This is a genomic window from Colwellia sp. 12G3, assembly GCF_002836775.1.
Lineage (GTDB): Bacteria > Pseudomonadota > Gammaproteobacteria > Enterobacterales > Alteromonadaceae > Colwellia.
In genome coordinates, this window is the sequence record NZ_PJAQ01000008.1 from 49,833 (window position 1) to 70,764 (window position 20,932).

14 protein-coding genes are annotated in these 20,932 nt (G+C 37.9%); 7 read left to right on the top strand and 7 right to left on the bottom strand.

Going from position 1 to position 20,932, the window contains the following annotated elements:
* Nucleotides 1-9 precede the first annotated feature (9 nt).
* A complete protein-coding gene (locus CXF71_RS03060; protein ID WP_101231526.1) occupies nucleotides 10-3,210 on the top strand; it encodes a TonB-dependent receptor in 3,201 nt (1,066 codons plus the stop codon).
* A gap of 161 nt (nucleotides 3,211-3,371) precedes the next feature.
* Here CXF71_RS03060 and CXF71_RS03065 read toward each other — a convergent pair whose 3' ends face one another.
* The 3 genes from CXF71_RS03065 to CXF71_RS03075 all read right to left on the bottom strand — a co-directional run bounded on the left by CXF71_RS03065 (nucleotide 3,372) and on the right by CXF71_RS03075 (nucleotide 8,258).
* Nucleotides 3,372-4,004: a TetR/AcrR family transcriptional regulator gene (locus CXF71_RS03065; RefSeq protein ID WP_101231527.1), complete on the bottom strand. Its 633-nt coding sequence runs from the start codon at nucleotides 4,002-4,004 to the stop codon at nucleotides 3,372-3,374.
* 600 nt (nucleotides 4,005-4,604) lie between these two features.
* Nucleotides 4,605-5,459 carry a bifunctional methylenetetrahydrofolate dehydrogenase/methenyltetrahydrofolate cyclohydrolase FolD gene (gene folD / locus CXF71_RS03070; protein ID WP_101231528.1) on the bottom strand — a complete coding sequence of 285 codons (855 nt, stop codon included), beginning with the start codon at nucleotides 5,457-5,459 and terminating at the stop codon, nucleotides 4,605-4,607.
* Nucleotides 5,460-5,897: 438 nt separating this feature from the next.
* On the bottom strand, nucleotides 5,898-8,258 hold the full coding sequence (locus CXF71_RS03075) for a S8 family serine peptidase (protein ID WP_101231529.1): 2,361 nt from the start codon (nucleotides 8,256-8,258) through the stop codon (nucleotides 5,898-5,900).
* Nucleotides 8,259-8,441: 183 nt separating this feature from the next.
* On the opposite strand from CXF71_RS03075, the gene CXF71_RS03080 reads away from it, so the two are divergent.
* Both CXF71_RS03080 and CXF71_RS03085 read left to right on the top strand, forming a co-directional pair.
* Nucleotides 8,442-9,137, top strand: coding sequence for a 2OG-Fe(II) oxygenase (locus CXF71_RS03080; RefSeq protein WP_101231530.1), 696 nt, complete (start codon nucleotides 8,442-8,444; stop codon nucleotides 9,135-9,137).
* A 322-nt stretch (nucleotides 9,138-9,459) separates the two neighbouring features.
* Nucleotides 9,460-11,775: an FdhF/YdeP family oxidoreductase gene (locus CXF71_RS03085; protein WP_101231531.1), complete on the top strand. Its 2,316-nt coding sequence runs from the start codon at nucleotides 9,460-9,462 to the stop codon at nucleotides 11,773-11,775.
* Nucleotides 11,776-11,929: 154 nt separating this feature from the next.
* Here the strand turns inward: CXF71_RS03085 and fdhD are convergent, their stop codons facing one another.
* Nucleotides 11,930-12,883, bottom strand: coding sequence for a formate dehydrogenase accessory sulfurtransferase FdhD (gene fdhD / locus CXF71_RS03090; RefSeq protein ID WP_101231532.1), 954 nt, complete (start codon nucleotides 12,881-12,883; stop codon nucleotides 11,930-11,932).
* A gap of 217 nt (nucleotides 12,884-13,100) precedes the next feature.
* Here fdhD and CXF71_RS03100 point away from each other — a divergent pair, with 217 nt between their 5' ends.
* On the top strand, nucleotides 13,101-14,210 hold the full coding sequence (locus tag CXF71_RS03100; protein WP_101231534.1) for an NAD(P)/FAD-dependent oxidoreductase: 1,110 nt from the start codon (nucleotides 13,101-13,103) through the stop codon (nucleotides 14,208-14,210).
* Nucleotides 14,211-14,502: 292 nt separating this feature from the next.
* Complete coding sequence (locus CXF71_RS03105) at nucleotides 14,503-15,771, top strand: GGDEF domain-containing protein (RefSeq protein WP_101231535.1); 1,269 nt, start codon at nucleotides 14,503-14,505, stop codon at nucleotides 15,769-15,771.
* Between the two features lie 50 nt (nucleotides 15,772-15,821).
* Here the strand turns inward: CXF71_RS03105 and CXF71_RS03110 are convergent, their stop codons facing one another.
* Together CXF71_RS03110 and murQ are read right to left on the bottom strand one after the other, a co-directional pair.
* Entirely contained in the window at nucleotides 15,822-17,000 is a 1,179-nt protein-coding gene (locus CXF71_RS03110; RefSeq protein WP_232771364.1) for an exo-beta-N-acetylmuramidase NamZ family protein, read from the bottom strand.
* A gap of 10 nt (nucleotides 17,001-17,010) precedes the next feature.
* The gene (murQ, locus tag CXF71_RS03115) at nucleotides 17,011-17,937 is read right to left on the bottom strand and encodes an N-acetylmuramic acid 6-phosphate etherase (protein ID WP_101231536.1); all 927 of its coding nucleotides are present in this window, start codon (nucleotides 17,935-17,937) and stop codon (nucleotides 17,011-17,013) included.
* A 232-nt stretch (nucleotides 17,938-18,169) separates the two neighbouring features.
* Here murQ and alr point away from each other — a divergent pair, with 232 nt between their 5' ends.
* Entirely contained in the window at nucleotides 18,170-19,252 is a 1,083-nt protein-coding gene (alr, locus tag CXF71_RS03120; protein ID WP_101231566.1) for an alanine racemase, read from the top strand.
* 15 nt (nucleotides 19,253-19,267) lie between these two features.
* Here the strand turns inward: alr and queE are convergent, their stop codons facing one another.
* Nucleotides 19,268-19,936 carry a 7-carboxy-7-deazaguanine synthase QueE gene (gene queE, locus CXF71_RS03125; protein ID WP_101231567.1) on the bottom strand — a complete coding sequence of 223 codons (669 nt, stop codon included), beginning with the start codon at nucleotides 19,934-19,936 and terminating at the stop codon, nucleotides 19,268-19,270.
* Nucleotides 19,937-20,237: 301 nt separating this feature from the next.
* On the opposite strand from queE, the gene queC reads away from it, so the two are divergent.
* Nucleotides 20,238-20,894 carry a 7-cyano-7-deazaguanine synthase QueC gene (gene queC / locus CXF71_RS03130; protein ID WP_101231537.1) on the top strand — a complete coding sequence of 219 codons (657 nt, stop codon included), beginning with the start codon at nucleotides 20,238-20,240 and terminating at the stop codon, nucleotides 20,892-20,894.
* Nucleotides 20,895-20,932: the final 38 nt, after the last annotated feature.

Consider the following 20,932-nt stretch of genomic DNA (forward strand, 5'->3'; position numbering starts at 1 on the left):
AAATCGAAGATGAACAAACCAAAACTATCAAAAATAGCTAGTGCGATTGTTATCGCCGTTGGCTTATCAACATCGGCAATGGCTGCCGATACCTCATCCGCTATGCGTGGTAAAATCCTTAGCCCGACTGGCGAAGCTGCCTCTAATGTAAAAATTACCGTGATTCATGAGCCTTCAAAAACAAGCCGTGAGTTTATAACGAATGACTCGGGTAATTTCAGTGCTAAAGGCTTGCGTGTAGGCGGCCCTTATACCGTTATTATCGATTCAGATATTTATAGCGATACCACTTTAGACAATATCTTTCTAAACTTAGGCAATACCCATCGCATCAGTGAGCAACTACAAGTAAATAATGTCGAGCGTATACAAGTAACGGGGTCAAGATTGTTGCAAACGTCTGGTGGCTCAAACAGTGTTTTTGGTGCAGATCTTATTAAAAATGCCCCCAGTTTTAATCGTGATATTAAAGATATTGCTCGCTTAAACCCGCTTGCTAGCATCAATGGTAATGGCGAGTTAGTTATTGCTGGTGGTAATCCTCGCTCAAATAGCTTAACCGTTGATGGCATCGGGCAAAATGATGATTTTGGTTTAAATTTCGGTGGTTACCCAACAGAGCAACCGCCTGTTTCATTAGATGCTATCGATCAAATTTCTGTTGATGTTTCACCATTCTCGGCTAAAAAAGGCAATTTTGGTGGTGGTACTATTAATGCAGTAACTAAATCAGGAACGAATGAATTTAAATTTTCAGGCTTTGCTGAAACATCAACACCTGATATGGCCGGTGATGTTCAAAAAATCCAAACGATGAGTGAAGACGGAGATAATATCCTTGATGATAATGGCCATAAAACCTTTGAAACAAGTTACGTTGAACCGATAAAAACCCAATCTCGTTTTGGTTTTAACGTCGGTGGCCCTATTATTGAAGACGAATTATTTTTCTTTGTTAACTACAGTAGTTGGACTAGTGAGCTAGCGCTCGATTATGGTTTTGAAGGCAGCGGCGCGGCGCACGAATATAATATTTCTGAAGAACAGTTTGCTGAATTTAACACTATTTTAAGTGACGTATACGGTCGGACCGATTCTTTAGGTGGCAATCCAGAAAATAGCGATCAAACTTTATTAGCTAAGTTAAGTTGGAACATTAATGATGATCACCGACTAGATTTCACTTACCAATGGCAAGACAATCAAGTTGAAAAGAACTTTGGTACCGGTGGTTCGACGGTAAATTTAGCCTCAAATCGCTATAATTACATTAGTAAATTAAGTAACTTTTCGACTAAAGTCTATTCCGATTGGAGTGATAACTTTAGTACTGAAGTTGGTTTAAGCTATAAAGACTCGTCTGCTAATAGTGAGACCAACAGCGATATTGGTCAAGTCACGGCTATTACTAAATACCGTGGTCCACAATTTGTTTTTGGTCAAGATCAATACCGCCACGCGAATGTATCAGAAACCAAAAACCTTACGTTATCGTTAGATGCTACTTATTTAATGGATGAGCATGAGATTAATTTTGGTATTCAATATGAAGACTTAAATTTATATAACTTATTTGGTGCTAATTCACTTGGCTCATGGGAATTTGATAGTCTTGACAATTTTGCTGCACAAGACTTAGCCAAGTACGGTGAGTTTACCTATCAAAATGCCTATAGCGGTGATACTCAAGACCTTGCTTACGATATATCACGTAGCCAATTATCACTTTATATTGAAGATATCTTCTATTTAACTGATGATATTACCGTCACCGCTGGTGTTCGTTATGAGCGACTTTCATCAAGTGACACTCCCACACTAAATACCGCATTTCAAGAGACTTATGGTCACACTAACCAAGAAAACCTTGACGGTTTAGATATCATTTTACCCCGTGTTAATTTTGAATGGGTCGCCTCAGAATCGCTAAGACTAGAGGCTGGTGTTGGTCGTTTCCAAGGTGGTATTCCTAATGTTTGGTATAATAACCCATTCCAAAAAGACGGTATTACACTCGTAGCGGCATCAAGTAATGCTATTGATGATTATTATAGTAATAACCTTGTTGATGCTGACTTTGCCGTGCCGACTGAAATAATTGATTCATTAGACAAAGGTGCGGGTAGCACAAACTACACCGACCCTAATTTTAAATTACCCTCTAGCTGGCGTGCCCGTATTGCTGCCGATTATAGTTTTGATATGCCAATATTAGGCAATGGTTTTAATTGGTCAACTGAATTAATGTACCAAGTTAAAGAAAACGAAGCAGTTTGGACAAATACAGCAATGGTAAACCCAACAACCGCCGATGATGATGAACGCCTTATCTATGAAAGTCGTTACTCTGGTGATTTAGAAGATAATTTTGATATTCAAATGACCAATGCATCCGATGATGGTCGTTCTATTATTATTTCAACCGCTCTTGCCAAACAATGGGATAATGGCGTTAGCATGACCATGTCTTACGCACATCAAGACGTTACTGAAAATCATGCAGGTAGCTCATCACAAGCGCAAAGTAACTATAAGCATAATAATGTTAAGAGCAGAAACGTTGATTTTGTATCTCGTGGTTACTACGAAGTTGAACATAGCTTCAAGTTTAACCTTAACTATGCTGTACAAATTTTCGAAGGATATAATACTAATTTTAACGTATTCTTTGAACGTCGTTCTGGTCGTCCATTTAGCTGGACTATGGGCAGCTATAAAAAAGGAGATTTAGGAGATACTCGTGACTTTTACTCTAACTCTGCTTACTTAGCCTATATTCCATCAGGTGCTGATGACGCGAATGTAAACTGGGATGAGTCTGGTATTTCTTGGGATGAGTTAGAAGTATTCTTAAACCAAGCAGGTATTAGCGAACGTGGTGAAATACTCGATCGTAATACCGCAACTCAACCTTGGGTAACAACCATGGACCTGAGTATTAAACAAGAATTTGCCGGTATTTCTGCGGGTCATAAAGGTGAAATATTCTTCATGATTGATAACTTTGCTAATCTTTTGAATGATGATTGGGGTGTAGAAAAATCACTTCGTTATACCAGTAAAGCGATTTATGATTTTGGCGGGCTTGATGACAATGGCAAGTATAAACTTGATAAAGTTTACGGTGGTGCAGATACTCGTAACCATACAGAAACAAACCTAAGTTCTTCAGGTTGGCAAATGAAGGTAGGTGTAAACTACCGTTTCTAGGGCTGATTAATAACTCTGTGTAATAACAGTCTTATATAAATATTTTAACGGTTTTGAATTTATTCAAAACCGTTTTTTTATTATATGAAATAAATATAATATCGCCAACAAGGTGCTTCATTACAGAAGCAATATTAAATATATTTTGCGATAGCCGTATATTAAATTAAGCCACAGCCTCGTAAAATAATGTTAGATAGAAAAGAAATAACTTCCTCAATATCATTATCTTCAAAATCTGCTTTATTCATTATCGTTAAAATTTGCGTATCAAAGTCAGCATAATGCTGGGTAGCAGACCAAATAAGAAAGATTAAGTGAACAGGGTCAACGTTAGTCATTTCACCATTGTCTATCCATTGTTGAAATAACTTAGCCTTTTCTCTTACCCATTGACGTTGGTATGTACGAGCATAATCTTGTAAGTGCGGAGCACCTTGGATAATTTCCATGGCGTATATTTTAGAAGCCTCTGGCTCTTTGAATGACATCTTTACCTTGGCAGCAATAAATTTTTCTATAGCAACTTTTGGACCTTGATTTGGCTCAATATCCCCTATACCTTCATCCCACATTTCCAGTGTATCTTCAAGTACGGCATGATAAATATTCTCTTTATTTTGGAAATAATAGAGAACATTTGCTTTTGGTAGTTCCGCTCTATCAGCAATAGACTGAACCGTTGCCCCTCTGTAGCCTTGCAGAACAAACTCTGTTCTGGCTGCCATTAGTATTTTAACTCGGCTTTTGGCTCGAATATTACCCGTTTTTTTTATTTGATTAGCACTAGTCATTCTTTAGGCTCAGTGTGCGTTAATATTTTATGCAACCTTCACCCTAGTAGCTAAGTCACACATTTCTTTAAATATAATAAGTTAATTTGTTAAACCGTTTAGAGAGGGTCTTACTATTTATTAATCATCTAAATAACAATATTTGCGTTGCTCTTAAAAGTTTATGACGACTTTAACAAAATCAAAGGTTACACCCAACATAACCAATTGGAAAGTTTTATCATTGTTAATGAATGTTTTTATTTGTTACTTTACTTTAACTATAAAAACGTTAAACATAGCCATTTAGCCAGAAAAAACATTAATATAAGCAACTGTATTTCTGAATAAAAAATATAAAACACCTAGTAACAAAGCTAATAACTTTACTTATTTACATCAACAATAATTGATGCGAAAGTTTACTAAAACCTCAACGAACAAACATAAAAGACCAACTGGTCAGCTTTAATTGTTTGTTATTTATTTATTTATTTATTTATAATTAATATTTTTATAACACGACTTTAAAGTAACAAATAAAAATAAATCGTGTTTCATGCCTTAGTACTTGCCCTCGGACTCTTTATCTACGTCATCAATCATTGTGATACAACATAGTTAGACATTATTCCTTAATTTCATTTCAGCAGCTTCAACTGTCTGATAGATCAATGTGTTAATTGTCATTGGTCCTACCCCGCCTGGTACTGGTGTATATGCTTTAACTCGATTCACAAGGGGTTGTAACTCAATGTCTCCAACGCCACCCTCATGGTAACCGGCATCAATTACAACGGCATCGTCTTTTATCCAATCTGCTTTGATAAATTCAGGTCTACCTACAGCGCCAACAATGATATCTGCATTCTTTATAATTTTATCAAGACCGATCGTTTTTGAATGACAAATAGTCACAGTGCAATTTTTATTAAGCAGCATCATTGCCATTGGTTTGCCCAAAATTGGACTTCTGCCAACGACAACGGCGTGTTTGCCTTCTAGCTGTATATCGTATGCTTCTAAAAGTCGAATGATTCCTTTTGGCGTAGCGCTGCCATAGGAAGTTTCATTCATTGCCATTCGACCGAAACCCAAACAAGTTACCCCATCAACATCCTTAGACAAATCGATGGAATCAAAACATTGTCTTTCATTAATTTGTGATGGAACCGGATGTTGCAAGAGAATGCCGTGGATGTTTGGATTAGCATTAAGTTTTTCGATTTCAGCCAGTAACTCTGCAGTTGTTGTATCCTCTGACATTTCAACTTTGAGCGAATCCATACCAACTCGGGTACATGCGTTTGATTTCATTTTCACATAGGTTGCCGATGAAGGGTCATTGCCTACTAAAATTGTGGCTAAGATAGGAACTGCACCGTTATTAAGTTTTTTAAGCTGGGTAACTCTTGAACGCAAATTTTCTTCAGATTTTTTGGCTATTAGTTTTCCATCTAAAATCAATGCTGACATGTATACAATCCTTAACTGTTTTTTTATAGGGCTAACGCTGTAGAAGCGAAAAATATTGTGACTCAAATAATGAAAGTAAAATGGCCTCTCGATTTTTTTTGTTTAAAGTTATGGCGATTATCCCTCTTCCCCTCGTTAAAAATGAGCAAGGTAATAATATTTTTTGCTATCGCATAATATTTAAGAGCAAGCAAAATATCACGAATAAGTGACTTGTCAATTTTTAGTTATTTGTGTGGTGTATTTTAAATTCGATAAAAAAGCAGTGTTTGGTAATACTTTATTTAAACTGCAAATAAGACTGTAATTAACAGTAGATTGCTTACAAATATAAGAACCGCTTTATCTGACCAGGGTCGATCAGCAATAAAAAAGGGTAACTTTCGTTACCCTTTTAAGCGTTTACGTTAAAGCTTACTTGAGTAAGCTATTTACACCTTACTGTGGTGTAGCTTTCAAGTTCAGCGTTATGCCTGATGCTGCTGAATATCCGTAGATATCAACATACCAAAGACCTTTAGCTGGAGCGGTAAAGTTACAGGTTTCATTGTTACCATTTTTATAAGGGCGACAATCATAAGTAGACGTTGTTGATTGCTTACCTTGTGTTACATATAAATCTGCATCACCAGTACCACCTGATAAAGTAACTGCCAAGTCAGCATAACCTTCAGCTAAATCAAGGGTATAGCGAGTCCAAGACCTTCTGGCTACTGACACGTCATTCACTGTGCTATCTATTGGGTTAACAGCTCCGCCGCCACCTGTACTTGGCTCAGTATAGCTACCCGTTAAGGTAACATCGGCAAAATCACTATACGCTTTAAGTCTCACGTAATAAGTGCCACCTTCTTGTGTGCTAGCACATGATTCAACATTACCTGATTTATAGGGACGACAATCGTAATCTCCATCAGTTGGCTCTGCACCAAACTTCACATATAAATCCGCATCACCACTACCACCTGTGGTAGCAATACTAATATCTGTTGCGCCAGCAGGGACTTCCATAGTGAATACTAAGTCATTACCCGTAGAAGCAGTTAAACCTGATTTCACAACACCATTTTCAAGTACTGTATCATCTGGTGTTGTACCACCGCCGCCACCTGAGCCACTGCCGTCACAACCATTCGAGGTTATGTAATCAATCGCATCTTTAGTTTGCGCTAAGCCGTGACCAAATTTAACATCGCGACCTGTAGCACCAAGATCTTGTGCACTTGCGTTAAGTACATTGCGGATCTCAACGTTAGTACAAGTTGGATGATGACTCCATACTAGTGCAGCAACACCGGCGACATGAGGAGATGCCATTGAAGTTCCACTCATTTTACCGTAATTACCCGCGCCAATATTTACCGTTGCACTTGAACCGATGTTAGCTAACATCGCTGCGCCATCTGTATCCGATACTGTAACACTAGGGATATTCGTTGCATTTGTATCGCCTAAAGTACCACCAAAGCTACCTGCAGCATTGTTATAAAGAATAGCACCGACACCACCACTGTCTTGACAAGCTTTCACTTTATCATGGAAAGAAATGTTACCTCGTTGAATTAAACAAACATTGCCACTAGCGCCTGAATCAATAACTTCACCTGTAGCAAAATTATATAAAGAGCCTGTCGCGCTGCCTTGGTTTTCCATTGCATTGGCTGTGTAACCAGTGCCTGACACTGATACTTCAACTACTGAGCCTAATCCTTCAGGGTAAGTAGAATAAACATCAACACCTGGGCCTGATATTTCAACTTGACTATTTTTCTGTGAAAAATCAGCTAATACTTTAGCGCTATCGATAGCGGCTACTGACATTACTGAGTCGTATGATGCTGGAAAGCTTTCAACATCTGTAGTGCTGGTTGCAACACCGTCGTTACCTGCTGCAGCGATAAGTAATACACCAGCATCATAAGCGGCTTGAATACCGTTTTTCTCACTCGTACTTGAACCGGTACCACCTAAACTCATGTTAATAACATCAGAGCCATTGCTCACACATTTGTTAATTGCGCTAACTAAGTCAGAAGAGTAACCCCAACCTGCTTCATTAAATACTTTAACAATATGTAAATTAGGATCAGTACCAATAACACCACGAACACCAATGCCGTTATTAAGCGCAGCAATAGTACCCGCTACGTGAGTACCGTGAGGTCCACCATGATCAAACCAATTACCCGTTCCGCTATCACTAGAACCATTAATAGTACCGCCTTGAACGCCCATATCTTCATGAGGTAAGTTTAAACCTGAATCAATGATACAAATTTTCTTACCGCCAGAATTAGCTGATGCAACACTGTCATCAACTTGATCAGCCTGAACCATACCAATACCATAAGGTACACTTTGTGCCATAAAGCGACGTTGTAAATCTTCTTCTACGTATTCAACGTTTTCATCAGTCGCTAAACTCATCGCATCTGATGCAGATAATTCCGCACTGATCATATTCATTTCTGGATATTCAGATTTACCTTTAGCACCAAGCTTCTTTAACTTTCTTTTAACTGCAGCAAGACGAAGAATAGCCTGAGGGCTGGCCATATTGCTGACACTTGGAGCATTACTCATCACAGCTTGGCTATTACCTGATTGCTTGTATTTAACAATAAAGCGTTTTGCTAGAGGTGAACTCGCCACTGCAGATAATAAGTTATCTGTGTTTTGAACACCCACTGGCTGCGCTGCATAAAGAGCCGTTGAGATTGAAAGTGATAAAACACTTACCGTTGTTACTATTGCGGTCTTATTGGTCAGTAATTTGAATCGTTTATTATTATTTGACATGTTTTTCCCTAGTCGTTAATTATTATTATTTATTTTGATTTTCATCAAAGCAATTCCAACATAGCATTAAAATCCCATTTATTACAAGTTTGTTACATAAAATTTACAAGACAGTAAAAATATTAATGAAAATTCCCTATAAAAATGTCATATTCAATAAATGAAAAACTACTAGGATAATTAATGAGCCAATTTATAGGTGTTTTTGAGAACGCTTTACCTGATGAACTGTGCGATAGACTAATGCAAGGCCATCAAAAAAGTGACAGAATTGTTAAAGGTCGTGTTGGTAGCGGTGTTAATACCGACTTAAAAGATAGTCATGATGTCACTATGGCTGAGAAAGACTGGCAAACACTACAACTTGAACTTATTAATGCCAGCTATCCCCATGTAAAAGCTTATTTGACTGAGCATTATATGGCGTTAATTTCAGCATTGAATCCAACAGTTACCGACCCTGAAACAGGTTTACCTACGTCAGTTAACAAAGAAAACTTTGACCGTTTAGGCACTGCTTATTTAGACCAACTGATCCAGTACGTTTTTTGTTACGATAATTTTACCGTTCAGCAGTATGAGCAAGGCGTTGGTGGATACCATTACTGGCATTCAGAAATTTACCCGCAACTACCACATAATAAACCCTTGCATAGGGTGCTAGCCTTTTTGTATTACTTAAATGATGTTGAAGAAGGCGGCGAAACTGAATTTCATTATCAGAAAATGAAAGTAAAACCAAAAAAGGGCTCGTTAGTTATTTTTCCTGCGGGATTTACTCATACGCATAAAGGTCATATTCCTTTGTCTGATGAAAAATATGTGGTCACTTCATGGTTAATGTATAACAAAGCTGAACAGCTTTATGGTAAGAAATAGCATCACCTTGCCCATTTATTTGCTCATTTTAGCCTACTTTAATTCAACGGTAGTAGACAGGATTGAGCAAACAATCAACTATACATCACTAAAAACGCTCTGATTTTAACTAAAGTTCTGGGATATTTATAGACATCAGCTAGCGAGTTTTAGCCGTACAGTAACCGTATTCATTTCGCCACATAAATGTTCATTCCAATGGAACTAATCACCCCGAAAAAGTTGAAATACTAGCGTCAGGGCTCTCCCTCCGTATATAATTGAGACAACAATAGAGGTTGAATTTTTCAATTGTCTGCGTAGTAATTTCAAGGTGTATTTCGTGTCAGAGCATTTTAGTAAAAAACCCAAAAAAGCCGGTGGTCTTTCGTCATTAACATCGACCTTAAAACACATAATACAAAGCCAACAACCGCAAACAAATGTCAAAAATTTATTAAAGGCAAATAAAGACAAGGGCTTTGATTGCCCTGGTTGTGCCTGGGGAGATCAAAAAGAAGAATTACTGCAATTTTGTGAAAATGGCGCCAAAGCTATTGCTTGGGAGTCAACCAGTAAAAAAGTCGGCGCTGATTTTTTCGCCCAGTACAGTGTCCGCCAGTTACAAAAGCAAAGTGATTATTGGTTAGAGTACCAAGGTCGGTTAACTGAGCCGATGAAGTACAACAAACAAACCGACCATTATGAACCTATTGACTGGCAAGCCGCGTATCAACTGATAGGCGATAAACTCAAGAGTTTATCATCCCCCAATGAAGCTGAATTTTATACTTCTGGCCGCGCCAGCAATGAAGCCTCGTTTCTTTATCAATTATTTGGCCGACTCTACGGTACTAATAACTTTCCCGACTGCTCAAATATGTGTCACGAAGCCAGTGGTGTAGCGTTAAATGAATCGATTGGCATTGGCAAAGGCACGGTAATATTAGACGATTTTGACCACGCTGATGCGATATTTGTTTTTGGACAAAACCCAGGAACCAACCACCCTCGAATGATGAATGCCCTGCGCAAAGCCGCACGAGGTGGCTGCAAAGTTGTCAGTTTTAACAATTTAAAGGAAGTGGCACTAGAACGTTTTGCCAGTCCGCAAGACCCTGTAGAACTATTTACCACTAAAGCAACGACAATTAGCCATGCTTATTTCACCCCTAAATTAGGTGGAGATATGGCGGCTGTTCGTGGCATGGTAAAAATTATTCTCGCGCGTAACGCAGAGCTAACAGCAAACGGCGAGCCTGCCATAATTGATAAGGATTTTATTAAACAACATTGCCAACAATTTGAACAATATCAGCAAGTAGTTAGTGACACCTCATGGCAACAAATTGAGCAGCAATCGGGGCTATCATTTGAACAATTATTGCAAGCTACCGATGTATTTTTGGCTGCAGAGAAAGTCATTTGTACTTGGGCAATGGGTATCACTCAACACAAACATTCAGTCGCAACCATTCAAGAAATTGTTAATTTACAGTTGTTGTCTGGCAATATCGGTAAAAAAGGTGCTGGCTTGTGTCCTGTTCGGGGTCATTCAAATGTGCAAGGTAATCGCACCATGGGCATCAATGAAAAACCAACCGCTGCTTTTATCGACAAGCTTTCGGAAGCTGTTAATACTCAACTACCGAAAGAAAAAGGCCATAACGTTTATTATGCATTAAATGCTTTATTGGAGAAAACCAGTAAGGTACTGATTTGTTTAGGTGGTAATATCGCGCAAGCTGCGCCAGATACAGAGCAAACCCATCAAGCATTAAAAAATACTGAATTGAATGTACAAATAAGCACTAAGCTCAACCGTAGTCATTTGTGTATCGGTCAAGACGCTCTTATTCTACCTTGCTTAGGTCGTACCGAAATAGATAACCAAGACACGGGTGAGCAATTTATTACCGTGGAAGATACTTTTAGCATGGTACATGCTTCGCAAGGTAGCGTGGTCCCCTTAACAACTTCATTGCGCTCTGAAACCGCCATTGTCGCAGACATCGCTGACGCAACCTTAAAAAACTCGAGCATTAACTGGCAACAATTGAAAGGAAACTATGATCTGATACGCGATTTAATCGAACAAAGCATTCCTGGATTTACCAATTTTAATCTGCAGCTTGACCAACCTGGTGGTTTTTATCTTGGTAACAGTGCAGCACAACTCAAATGGAGCAATTTTCAAGAAAAAGCGCTGTTCTCTGCTCACACTCTGCCAACAAGTATTGTCAATATTTCTGCGGATAAAATAAACGATCTTCAAAATAAGAACCAGCCACTTTATACCCTGCAATCGTTGCGCTCTCATGATCAATACAATACGACTATCTATGGCATGAATGATAGATATAGAGGCATTAGTAACGCAAGAAACGTACTGTTTATCAATAAAAAAGATGCCCTAAAACAAGGTTTTAAAAATGAAGACTATGTCGACATCACCTCGATTTGGTCTGATAACAAAAATCGAACGGTAGATAACTTCATACTGTGTTTTTATGATATTCCAAGAAGTAATCTTGCCGCTTATTATCCAGAAACCAATCCTCTGGTACCACTGGATAGTTATGGTGATAGATCTTATACCCCAACGTCAAAATCGGTTGCGGTAATCATCAACAAAGCTAAAAACCCACCGCTGATTTAACGTCTATTTAGCGGTTTTGTGCCAAATAAACTTTATAGCATTAGATGAGAAACATCTTTGTTTCTCACTTTCAAGTCATCTTAGCTTATCCAAGTTGCAGGGAGAAAAAGTGACAAGGTGTGCACTGATTTTTCTATTAGAGATTTGTCGACTGTTATTTAATATTATTTGTTAAGCGCCAATCACCATGATAAACATTAAAGCCTTTATTACTGACAAAACCTATCAAGGTTAAGTTAAATTGTTTAGCTGCTTGTATGGCGAGGTCTGAAGGGGCTCCAACGCCCACCAATACACTAATACCCGCCATAATAGTTTTCTGTACTATTTCAAAACTTATTCGACCACTAACCAGTAAGATCCATAAAGGCGCTTTTTGCACAGCTTTATCCGAAGCTAATAAGGCACCAATAACTTTATCTACTGCATTATGACGACCAATATCCTCATAGAGTTGCTGTATATTTAATTGTTGATCAAACAAGGCCGCGCCATGAACTCCACCTGTTTTGTCAAAAAGACCTTGTTCACGCCGCATTTTACTCGACAATAACAATATTGATTGCGCCGCAAGTACGTTTTTATGTTCAGAATAAGATAAGTTGATGTCCGTTTTTAATTGTAGTGTTTTTAATGACGTTGCACCGCAAAGGCCACAACTAGAATAGCTCACCATATATCTATCTAATATAGATAAGTCTGGGATAAAACCATCAATAAATCTTACTAACCATTCGTTATGTTTACCTTCACCTGGAACATCTTCTGATGCTATTTTTATTGATTCCACAGTAGTAAGTTGCTTTATTACTCCTTCACTATGTAACAAGCCAATAATCAAAAAATAATCATGTCCAGGTGTACGCATAGTAATAGTGAATACTTTGCTTTTCTCTACACCTTGCTCTAACCAAGATAAAGTGATTTGCAACGGTTGTTCAACAATAACGATATCTGCACTCGCTTTTCTTGTCAGTATGTTCTGATTGTTTGCTGTAACTTCACCTGAAGTCTCGTTTAAAGTATCTCCTGAATATTCATGAGAAAACTCGTAACTAACCTTGTTGATTTTTTTTGTGGAATATTCAGATAATTCAGTATTTGGCATATAAAATTTAACACTGCTTAATGATGCTTAATGCCTGAAAGTTTACCCGCTTACTTTCATACAATAAAGGTGTTGTTGCACTGTTTAATAAGTCATGACGTTAACTATTGTATACCTTTTGTTGCAACGCCAATAATCAGCGTTAAATTTGCATTATTATTATTTATGACATTACATTATGCTTACAGTAAAGCTGTTAATTATAGAGCAGGATAGTATGGAAAAGGTAAACGTTCTCATCATTGGGGCGGGTGTTATTGGTCTAGCAATCGCTGCAAAAATCAGCCAACTTTTTGATGATGTTTTATTGGTTGACAAAAATGTTAGTTTTGGTGAAGAAACCAGTAGTCGTAACAGTGAAGTGATTCATGCGGGTATTTATTACCCGAAAAACAGCCTTAAAGCTAAATTATGTGTGCGAGGTAAAAAAATGCTTTACCAATATTGCCATGAGCGCCATATTCCGGTAAATAAAATTGGTAAATTATTGGTTGCCCAAGGTGCAGAAGAAGAAGCTTTTCTAAAGAAAATACAAATTAGCGCTCGAAGTAATGGTGTGGATGATTTGACTTGGATTGACCAAGAGACCTTAAAGCATCTTGAACCAAAATTGCAGGCAACCGCGGCTTTGCATTCCCCTTCAACAGGCATTATTGACAGCCATGCTTATATGCAAAGTTTATTAGCACAAGCAGAACAAGATAACGCCATGTTTGTCGCGCAAACCAAGATGGTTAACGCATCACCTACAAAAGATGGTTTTAAAGTTATTTTAGAATGCCAAGGTGAGTTGTTAACGATTAAGTGTAAGTATTTAATTAATTGTGCTGGCTTGCACAGTGAATCAGTTGCTCATACTATTGAAGGGCTGAAAAAATCTTACATCCCTAAGTTACATTGGTGTCGCGGACATTATTTTTCTTATCAAGGTAAAAGCCCTTTTAAACAGCTCATTTACCCTGTGCCACGCGACAACGGCTTAGGGATTCATGCGTCACTTGATATGGGCGGACAATTAAAATTTGGTCCCGATACGCAATATATAGAGCAGCTGGATTATGATTTTCCAGAAAAGCTCAAAGAAAAATTCATAAAACAAGTCTCAGAATACTTTCCTACTTTAACACCAGATAAGTTACAACCTGCCTATGCTGGTATACGCCCTAAATTACAAGCTGCCGATGGCCCCTTTAAAGACTTTGTTATTCAAACCAGTGAAATACATCAACTTAAGGGCCTAATAAATTTATTCGGCATTGATTCGCCTGGTCTTACGTCTAGTTTAGCCATCGCAGAGTATGTCGCTGAAAAACTAAAAGTTGATTAATACCGATCACATTAAATTGGTGTTTTTTTGAGCACATGGAAAGTAAATGGGGCAATAAGCTGGCTATTGGGATAAAGAGCAACGCTGACGTGACGTATTTCAGCCAACACATGTGCGTAATAATTTAATGAAATTGGTATAATTGCTAATGCTGTATTACCTTTAAAGTAGCGCCTATTTTTAAGTTCTCTTTTCTCAAACTAATCAACTATCGTTATTTTGGCTTTAATGTGGTTATACTTTGATTTAGATATTTAATTAAGTTCACATACTTTAAGGGATGATTTTTTCTATGAAAGTAGTAAAGGATACTCAACGAAGCAAAGGATTTTATGCATCTATACTACTGGTTTTGCTAACATTAATCAGCTTAGTATTATTGTTTCTCAACATAGAAAAACACAAAACAATTAATTTAAATTATGCTGATGTGAACGTCATGGATGATCGTGCGGTGCTAGGTGCATCAGTAGCGACCGTAGTTAAAACCAATCAAGGTCTTGAATTTACCTGCCAAATAACAAAATCACATCTAGCTCAGCCCTATTGTGAGTTAATTATAAATTTACAAGATTTAAGCAAACAAGCTCCTTTTACCGGTTTAGATCTGTCTAATTTTGAGCAAATTGGTTTATGGATACAACATAAACATCCAACACAGCCGGGTACTCGTATTGAATTACGCAACTTTGATTCAGAATACTCTAATAAAGAAAATCAAATAATATTAAAACATAACAGTTTAGAGTATTTAGAGGCATACGTGACTAACCCTGTTTGGCTAAAACTGAATGATTTTGCGATCCCTCAATGGTGGCACAATAGTCATAATTTAACGCTAACACATGGCGGTACTGATTTTTCAAACATATATTCAATAGCCATAGCGCCAAGTACGCAAGTGCAAGAGGGAAACTATCAGCTAACTATTGAACGCATTGAATTAAAAGGTCAGTATATTAGTACCGCAACACTTATTTCCGTGTTAATCATGATATGGAGCATAGCGCTGGGTTATGTCATCCGAGGTTTGAGAACAGCTGTAAAAGTAGCTATTGATATACCTGAGAAAGTAACCCAGACCATTGAATTCGGTACCATGAGTTGCCCCTTAACAGGCGCACTTAATCGTATTGGTTTACGAAAATGTTTTGATCAGTTAGCGCCAACAGATTTAAAACATCTAAGTATTATTTTTATTAGTATTGATTACTTTGAAGATCTTTATTCAAAAAATGGTCAGAAAAAAGCGGATGAGGTTTTACAAAATTTTGCCAACAAGGTTAACAGCACTAGCCGATCTAGTGATACCTTAGTCCGTTGGAATGTTGAAGAATTTTTATTAGTATGTCCTGATACGGCTATTTCACCTGCGGTTGATGTTGCTGATAAAATCAGAAACGTGATCGAGAAAACCGTTTGGCCAAATAATATTAAAATAACCTGTAGTTCTGGTGTTGCCCAAATGCATGATGAGGATCTTAATGATTTAATTTCCCGTGCCAACAGGGCTCTGTATAAAGCAAAAAATAGCGGTAGCAATAGAACCGCGGCCGCTTAGTTTCAAATTAAAGCTGAGTAGATAACGACTAACACACTTAATGTTAGTCGTTAAGGATATAATAAATAAGGTTTTCGATTATGCTTAAATTTAATAATACCCGCTCGCCAACTTAATTTAATCTGCTCTGCACTTTGTCCCGAAATAATCGCTTTTCTTAATTTATCCGTACCGGCCAACCTATCCATAAATTTTGGACTATTAAAAAATGTGATACCTTGCTCTGCAAAAGCTTTATACCAGTGCAGGATGAAACGTAAATTTATTCCATGGCTATCAACTTGACGAAGATCCTCTCCTTGTAACTTTATATTCATGAGTTTAGGTTTAGTCGCGGCGCCTGGTGTTGAAATGGGTGTAAAGGTGAAATCTCCAATATGTATATTATCATGACCGATCACCTGAAAGGGAAAAGGTGTTCCTCGACCAATACTTACTGGCGTTGCTTCAAAAAACGCTAATGACGGATACAAAGCGATTGAATGAGCATTAGGTAAATTGGGACTCGGTTTTGTTGGCAGACTGTACGCTAAGTTTCGTCGATAATTTTTTACTTTAACAACGCTAAGAGCAAGTTCTTTGTCACTTGCTAACCAGCCTTCCCCTTTAATCATTAGTGCAAGCTCTGCGACAGTCATGCCGTGTAATAAAGGTATTGGATGCATGCCAACGAATGAACGAAACTCTTTTTCCAGTATTGGGCCATCAACAATAGCGCCATTGGGGTTAGGTCTATCTAAAACAATAAATTCGACATCGGCATCAGACGCGGCTTCCATCATATAATGCATAGTACTGATATAAGTATAAAAACGAACACCAACATCTTGAATATCAAAGACGATAACATCGAGATTATCCATAGTGCTTATCGACGGTTTACGGTTTTTACCGTAAAGTGATACCAGAGGGATACCCGTTTTAGTATCAACACTTGAATCAAACTTTTCACCGGCATCTCTATCACCTCGAAAACCATGCTCAGGCGCAAAGATCATGCTGACATCGATGTTTTTTTTCAATAAAACATCCACTAAATGCTCATCAAACACTTTAGAGGTTTGATTGACCACTAACCCGACCCTTTTTCCCTTGAGCTGCGGTAAGTATTGCTCAATTTGCTCCGCACCAACAATTATTGGATTTTTGGCACTCACCGATACGCTAAAACAACCGATAGAAAAGAGACATAGTGCAAGGATTGCTTTGAAAAGCATAGTTAACTTCATTGGCACGACCTTAACAACCTTGCTGCTCTACCGCTTTACGAAGAAAGCCTTTATTATTAACTAACGCAGCGTTGGCTTGAATACTATCTAAGCCTGTTAAGACCATTAAGCTTGCCAGTTTTGTCTGATTATCTGCTTTTTTTAAGGCTTGCTCTGCGGTAATAAAATCACATTCTGTTGCCTGCATAACAATCCTAACAGCACGTGCGTATAACTTTTCATTGCTGGCAGTAACATCAATCATTAAGTTTTGATACGTTTTACCACTACGGATCATACTGGCTGTGCTGAGCATATTCAAAATTAGCTTCTGTGCAGTCCCTGATTTCATTCGGGTAGAGCCTGTTAATATTTCTGCGCCAACTATCGCACAGATATCAACATCACTGTTTTGCGCATATAAGGTGTTAGCACTACAACTGATACCGATAACTTTAGCTCCTCGTTTTTTGGCAAAAGCCATTGCTGATAAAACATAAGGCGTACGACCGCTAGCAGCAATACCCACTAAAACATCTTTGCTAGATAAATTAACTGCGTTTAAATCATCAATGGCCAACTGTTTATTGTCTTCCGCGCCTTCAACCGCTTTATACATAGCACCCGTTCCTCCGGCAAGAATTCCAATAACTTGTTCACTCGATACACTAAAAGTTGGCGGACACTCTACGGCATCAAGTACGCCTAATCGGCCACTAGTACCTGCGCCGATATAAATTAGTCGTCCACCACATGCAAAGGCTTCGACAATAAAATCAACTCCTTGCGCTATTTCTGGTAAAAGTTGACCCACAATGGCAGCAACGGTTTTATCTTCAGTATTTATTTTTTTGAGTACACCCAATGAATCAAGCAAATCTATATCTAGGGTGTTAGGATTTTGTCCTTCGGTAGTAATGTGTTTAAGCTCATTAACTAAGTTTACTTTCGTGTCCATTAAATCATCTCGTTTGGGTGTATTGGCCTTTCCTTAAAATTAATTAAGTCTAATCAATTTCGGTGCTTAACCATAAAGATTACAATTAAGCTAAGGCGCACAATATTTATCATGGTACACTGATCACTTATAATAAATAGAAAAATTAACGACCTTTTTAGTAGTCGAATAATTAATGTTTCCGCCTTTATTTATCCGTAAATCATTCATCAGTAAATTATCAGTCATATACATGAACCATACCTCCAGACATACACAAGCAGTTATCGACCTAGACGCCTTAGTAAAGAATTATCAATATATTGATAATCTCGCCAGCAAAAGTAATACCATTGCCGTTATTAAAGCAGACGCCTATGGCCATGATGCCAGTAAAGTAGCTCAAGCCCTAAGTTCGAAAGTAACTCTATTTGCGGTTGGTTTTATTGATGAAGCGTTAGCACTGCGAAATGATGGCATTAGCAAAACAGTGCTAATCCTTGAAGGTCCATTTAAAGAAAGTGATTTCGAGTTAGCGCAAGAAAATGATTTTTCTTTAATGTTGCACAGTGATTATCAAATTAAATGGCTACGATCTATGACCCCTGAATTTTCAGGTGATATCTGGCTAAAAGTTGATACTGGGATGAACCGCTTGGGTTTCCAGGTTGAGCAAGTAGACAGCATCATGTCGCAGCTCACGGCTCAACAAAGAAAAAAATTAGTGTTGTGCTCACATTTTTCGACGGCTGAACAAGTTGATAGTGCTAAACCTTTAGAACAACTGGCGAAATTAAAGAAATTAGTGTCACAATACGGCTGTCAATTTAGTATGGCTAATTCTGCTGGTATTTTAAATTGGCCAACGAGTCATGGCGATCATACTCGATTAGGATTAGCACTTTATGGCATATCCCCTATTGGTGAAAACCCATTAAGCCAACCCCTCATACCAGTTATGACCTTACAAGCCAATATTATTGCTATCCATACAGTAAAAATTGGTGAATATGTCGGTTATGGCGATATCTGGCAAGCTCAACGAGAAACGATTCTAGCGACCGTTGCTATTGGTTATGCTGATGGTTATCCACGTAACACTAAGTCAGGTACTCCTGTATCCATTAAAGGTGCTATTGCACCTGTGGTTGGTCGAGTTTCAATGGATATGATCACGGTAGATATTACCGACTTAGAAAATGTAATAATCGGTGATATCGTTGAGTTGTGGGGCAAAAACATTAGTATTGATATTGTTGCTCAAAACAGCGATACCATTAATTATGAATTATTAACTCGCGTGTCTAAACGTGTACCCAAAGTCATTGCGAGTTAACTTATCAATACTTTTTTACTCAATACCAATATATTTGTGAACTTGCACAGATAAGCGCCAGTTATTAGCTATACATGTTTCTATCGCTAGCTCAGTTGCTCGTTGCTTTTGGCTAATCGGTTGTAAATAGATAGGAGTGCTTTTAATCTGGTGTTTTGCCAATAATTCCTTTAAATCATCCACATGTTGCTCTGTCGCAACCGGGTGTTTTATTTCATTAGCACGTGACATAGCGCTCGCTAAAACTTCATAACCACCACGCATATTAATTTTAGGCGAAACGGTTACCCAACATTTTGCTGTGGTGATAATTTCAAACGTGCCCGAGGTTTCAATTTGTGTGCTATAACCTTGCTGTTCAAAGGTTTCACACAGTGGCGTTAGGTCAACCATACAAGGTTCACCGCCAGTAATAACAATATGTTTTGCCCGAAACTGTTTTTCCTGCACTAAAGCTAGGATCTCCTCAGCACTAAAACTTGACCATTGCACAGTTTCTTCCGTTTTATTAAACATAACGTCAGGACTAACTTGATCTTTAAGTTCAATATCCCAAGTATGTTTAGTATCACACCACGAGCATCCTACAGGGCAACCTTGCAATCGAATGAAAATTGACGGCTGACCGGTGAAGGAGCCCTCTCCTTGAATCGTTTCAAAAAGTTCATTAATTTTATAGTTCATGGGTATTATGGTTTTCTCTTCTGCATTGTGGTTTAGTTTATTCGGCGTGGTATTCACTTTCTGCTTTAGCCCATCGCTTATTTCAAGTAAAATGATAGACGTTTTTTATTATACCATTTGAATTAAGTGAATGACCAAAATTCAATGAGCATAAATTTTCAAGTTCAAGGTGCGTGATTGATCAATAGCTAGCTATTAGGATTGAGCGTAACGCAGAAGTTGTAGATTTAGTGCACTTGAAGATAGGTAATTAATTAGTTCAATGAGTATTATACCTTAGATCAATTAAGAGAGCTTTCAAATGACTGAAAAAGTTGTTGTTATTTATTCTGGTGGCATGGACTCATTTACTGTATTGAACCGTGCTAGAAAGGATGGCAAAGAAGTATTTGCGTTGTCCTTTAATTATGGTCAACGCCATGTAAAAGAGTTGGAGTGCGCTAGTACTGTTTGTAAGGAACTCGGTGTTAATCATAAAGTAATTGATATCTCGGCAATTAATCAATTACTTGCGGGTTCTTCACTCACAGATGACATTGATATTCCTGAAGGTCATTACGAAGCAGAGAATATGAAATCAACGATTGTGCCTAACCGTAACATGATTCTACTTTCTCTGGCTGTTGCCTATGCGGTATCTGTCGGTGCAGAGCAAGTTTATTATGGCGCACATTCAGGCGATCATGCTATTTATCCTGATTGTCGACCTGAGTTTGTCGAAAAAATGAATGATGTTTGTAAAATTGCTAATTATGAGAGTGTTGAGATATTTAGTCCTTATCTCACGGTTAATAAAACAGCAATACTTGCTGATGGAATAGCGATGGGTCTAGATTATACTAATACGTGGACGTGTTATAACGGACGAGATAAAGCATGTGGTAAATGTGGTGCATGCCAAGAGCGCTTAGAAGCTTTTGAAGAGAATAATGCAACTGATCCAATTACATACGAATAGAAATCTGAGTTATCGGTAAAGTAAGTTAAAAAGTGAAG

Coding starts and splice junctions, on each gene's coding strand:
- CXF71_RS03060 (WP_101231526.1), top strand. CDS start 10: ATGAACAAACCAAAACTATCAAAAATAGCTAGTGCGATTGTTATCGCC.
- CXF71_RS03065 (WP_101231527.1), bottom strand. CDS start 4,004: ATGACTAGTGCTAATCAAATAAAAAAAACGGGTAATATTCGAGCCAAA.
- folD (WP_101231528.1), bottom strand. CDS start 5,459: ATGTCAGCATTGATTTTAGATGGAAAACTAATAGCCAAAAAATCTGAA.
- CXF71_RS03075 (WP_101231529.1), bottom strand. CDS start 8,258: ATGTCAAATAATAATAAACGATTCAAATTACTGACCAATAAGACCGCA.
- CXF71_RS03080 (WP_101231530.1), top strand. CDS start 8,442: ATGAGCCAATTTATAGGTGTTTTTGAGAACGCTTTACCTGATGAACTG.
- fdhD (WP_101231532.1), bottom strand. CDS start 12,883: ATGCCAAATACTGAATTATCTGAATATTCCACAAAAAAAATCAACAAG.
- CXF71_RS03100 (WP_101231534.1), top strand. CDS start 13,101: ATGGAAAAGGTAAACGTTCTCATCATTGGGGCGGGTGTTATTGGTCTA.
- CXF71_RS03105 (WP_101231535.1), top strand. CDS start 14,503: ATGAAAGTAGTAAAGGATACTCAACGAAGCAAAGGATTTTATGCATCT.
- CXF71_RS03110 (WP_232771364.1), bottom strand. CDS start 17,000: ATGAAGTTAACTATGCTTTTCAAAGCAATCCTTGCACTATGTCTCTTT.
- murQ (WP_101231536.1), bottom strand. CDS start 17,937: ATGGACACGAAAGTAAACTTAGTTAATGAGCTTAAACACATTACTACC.
- alr (WP_101231566.1), top strand. CDS start 18,170: ATGAACCATACCTCCAGACATACACAAGCAGTTATCGACCTAGACGCC.
- queE (WP_101231567.1), bottom strand. CDS start 19,936: ATGAACTATAAAATTAATGAACTTTTTGAAACGATTCAAGGAGAGGGC.
- queC (WP_101231537.1), top strand. CDS start 20,238: ATGACTGAAAAAGTTGTTGTTATTTATTCTGGTGGCATGGACTCATTT.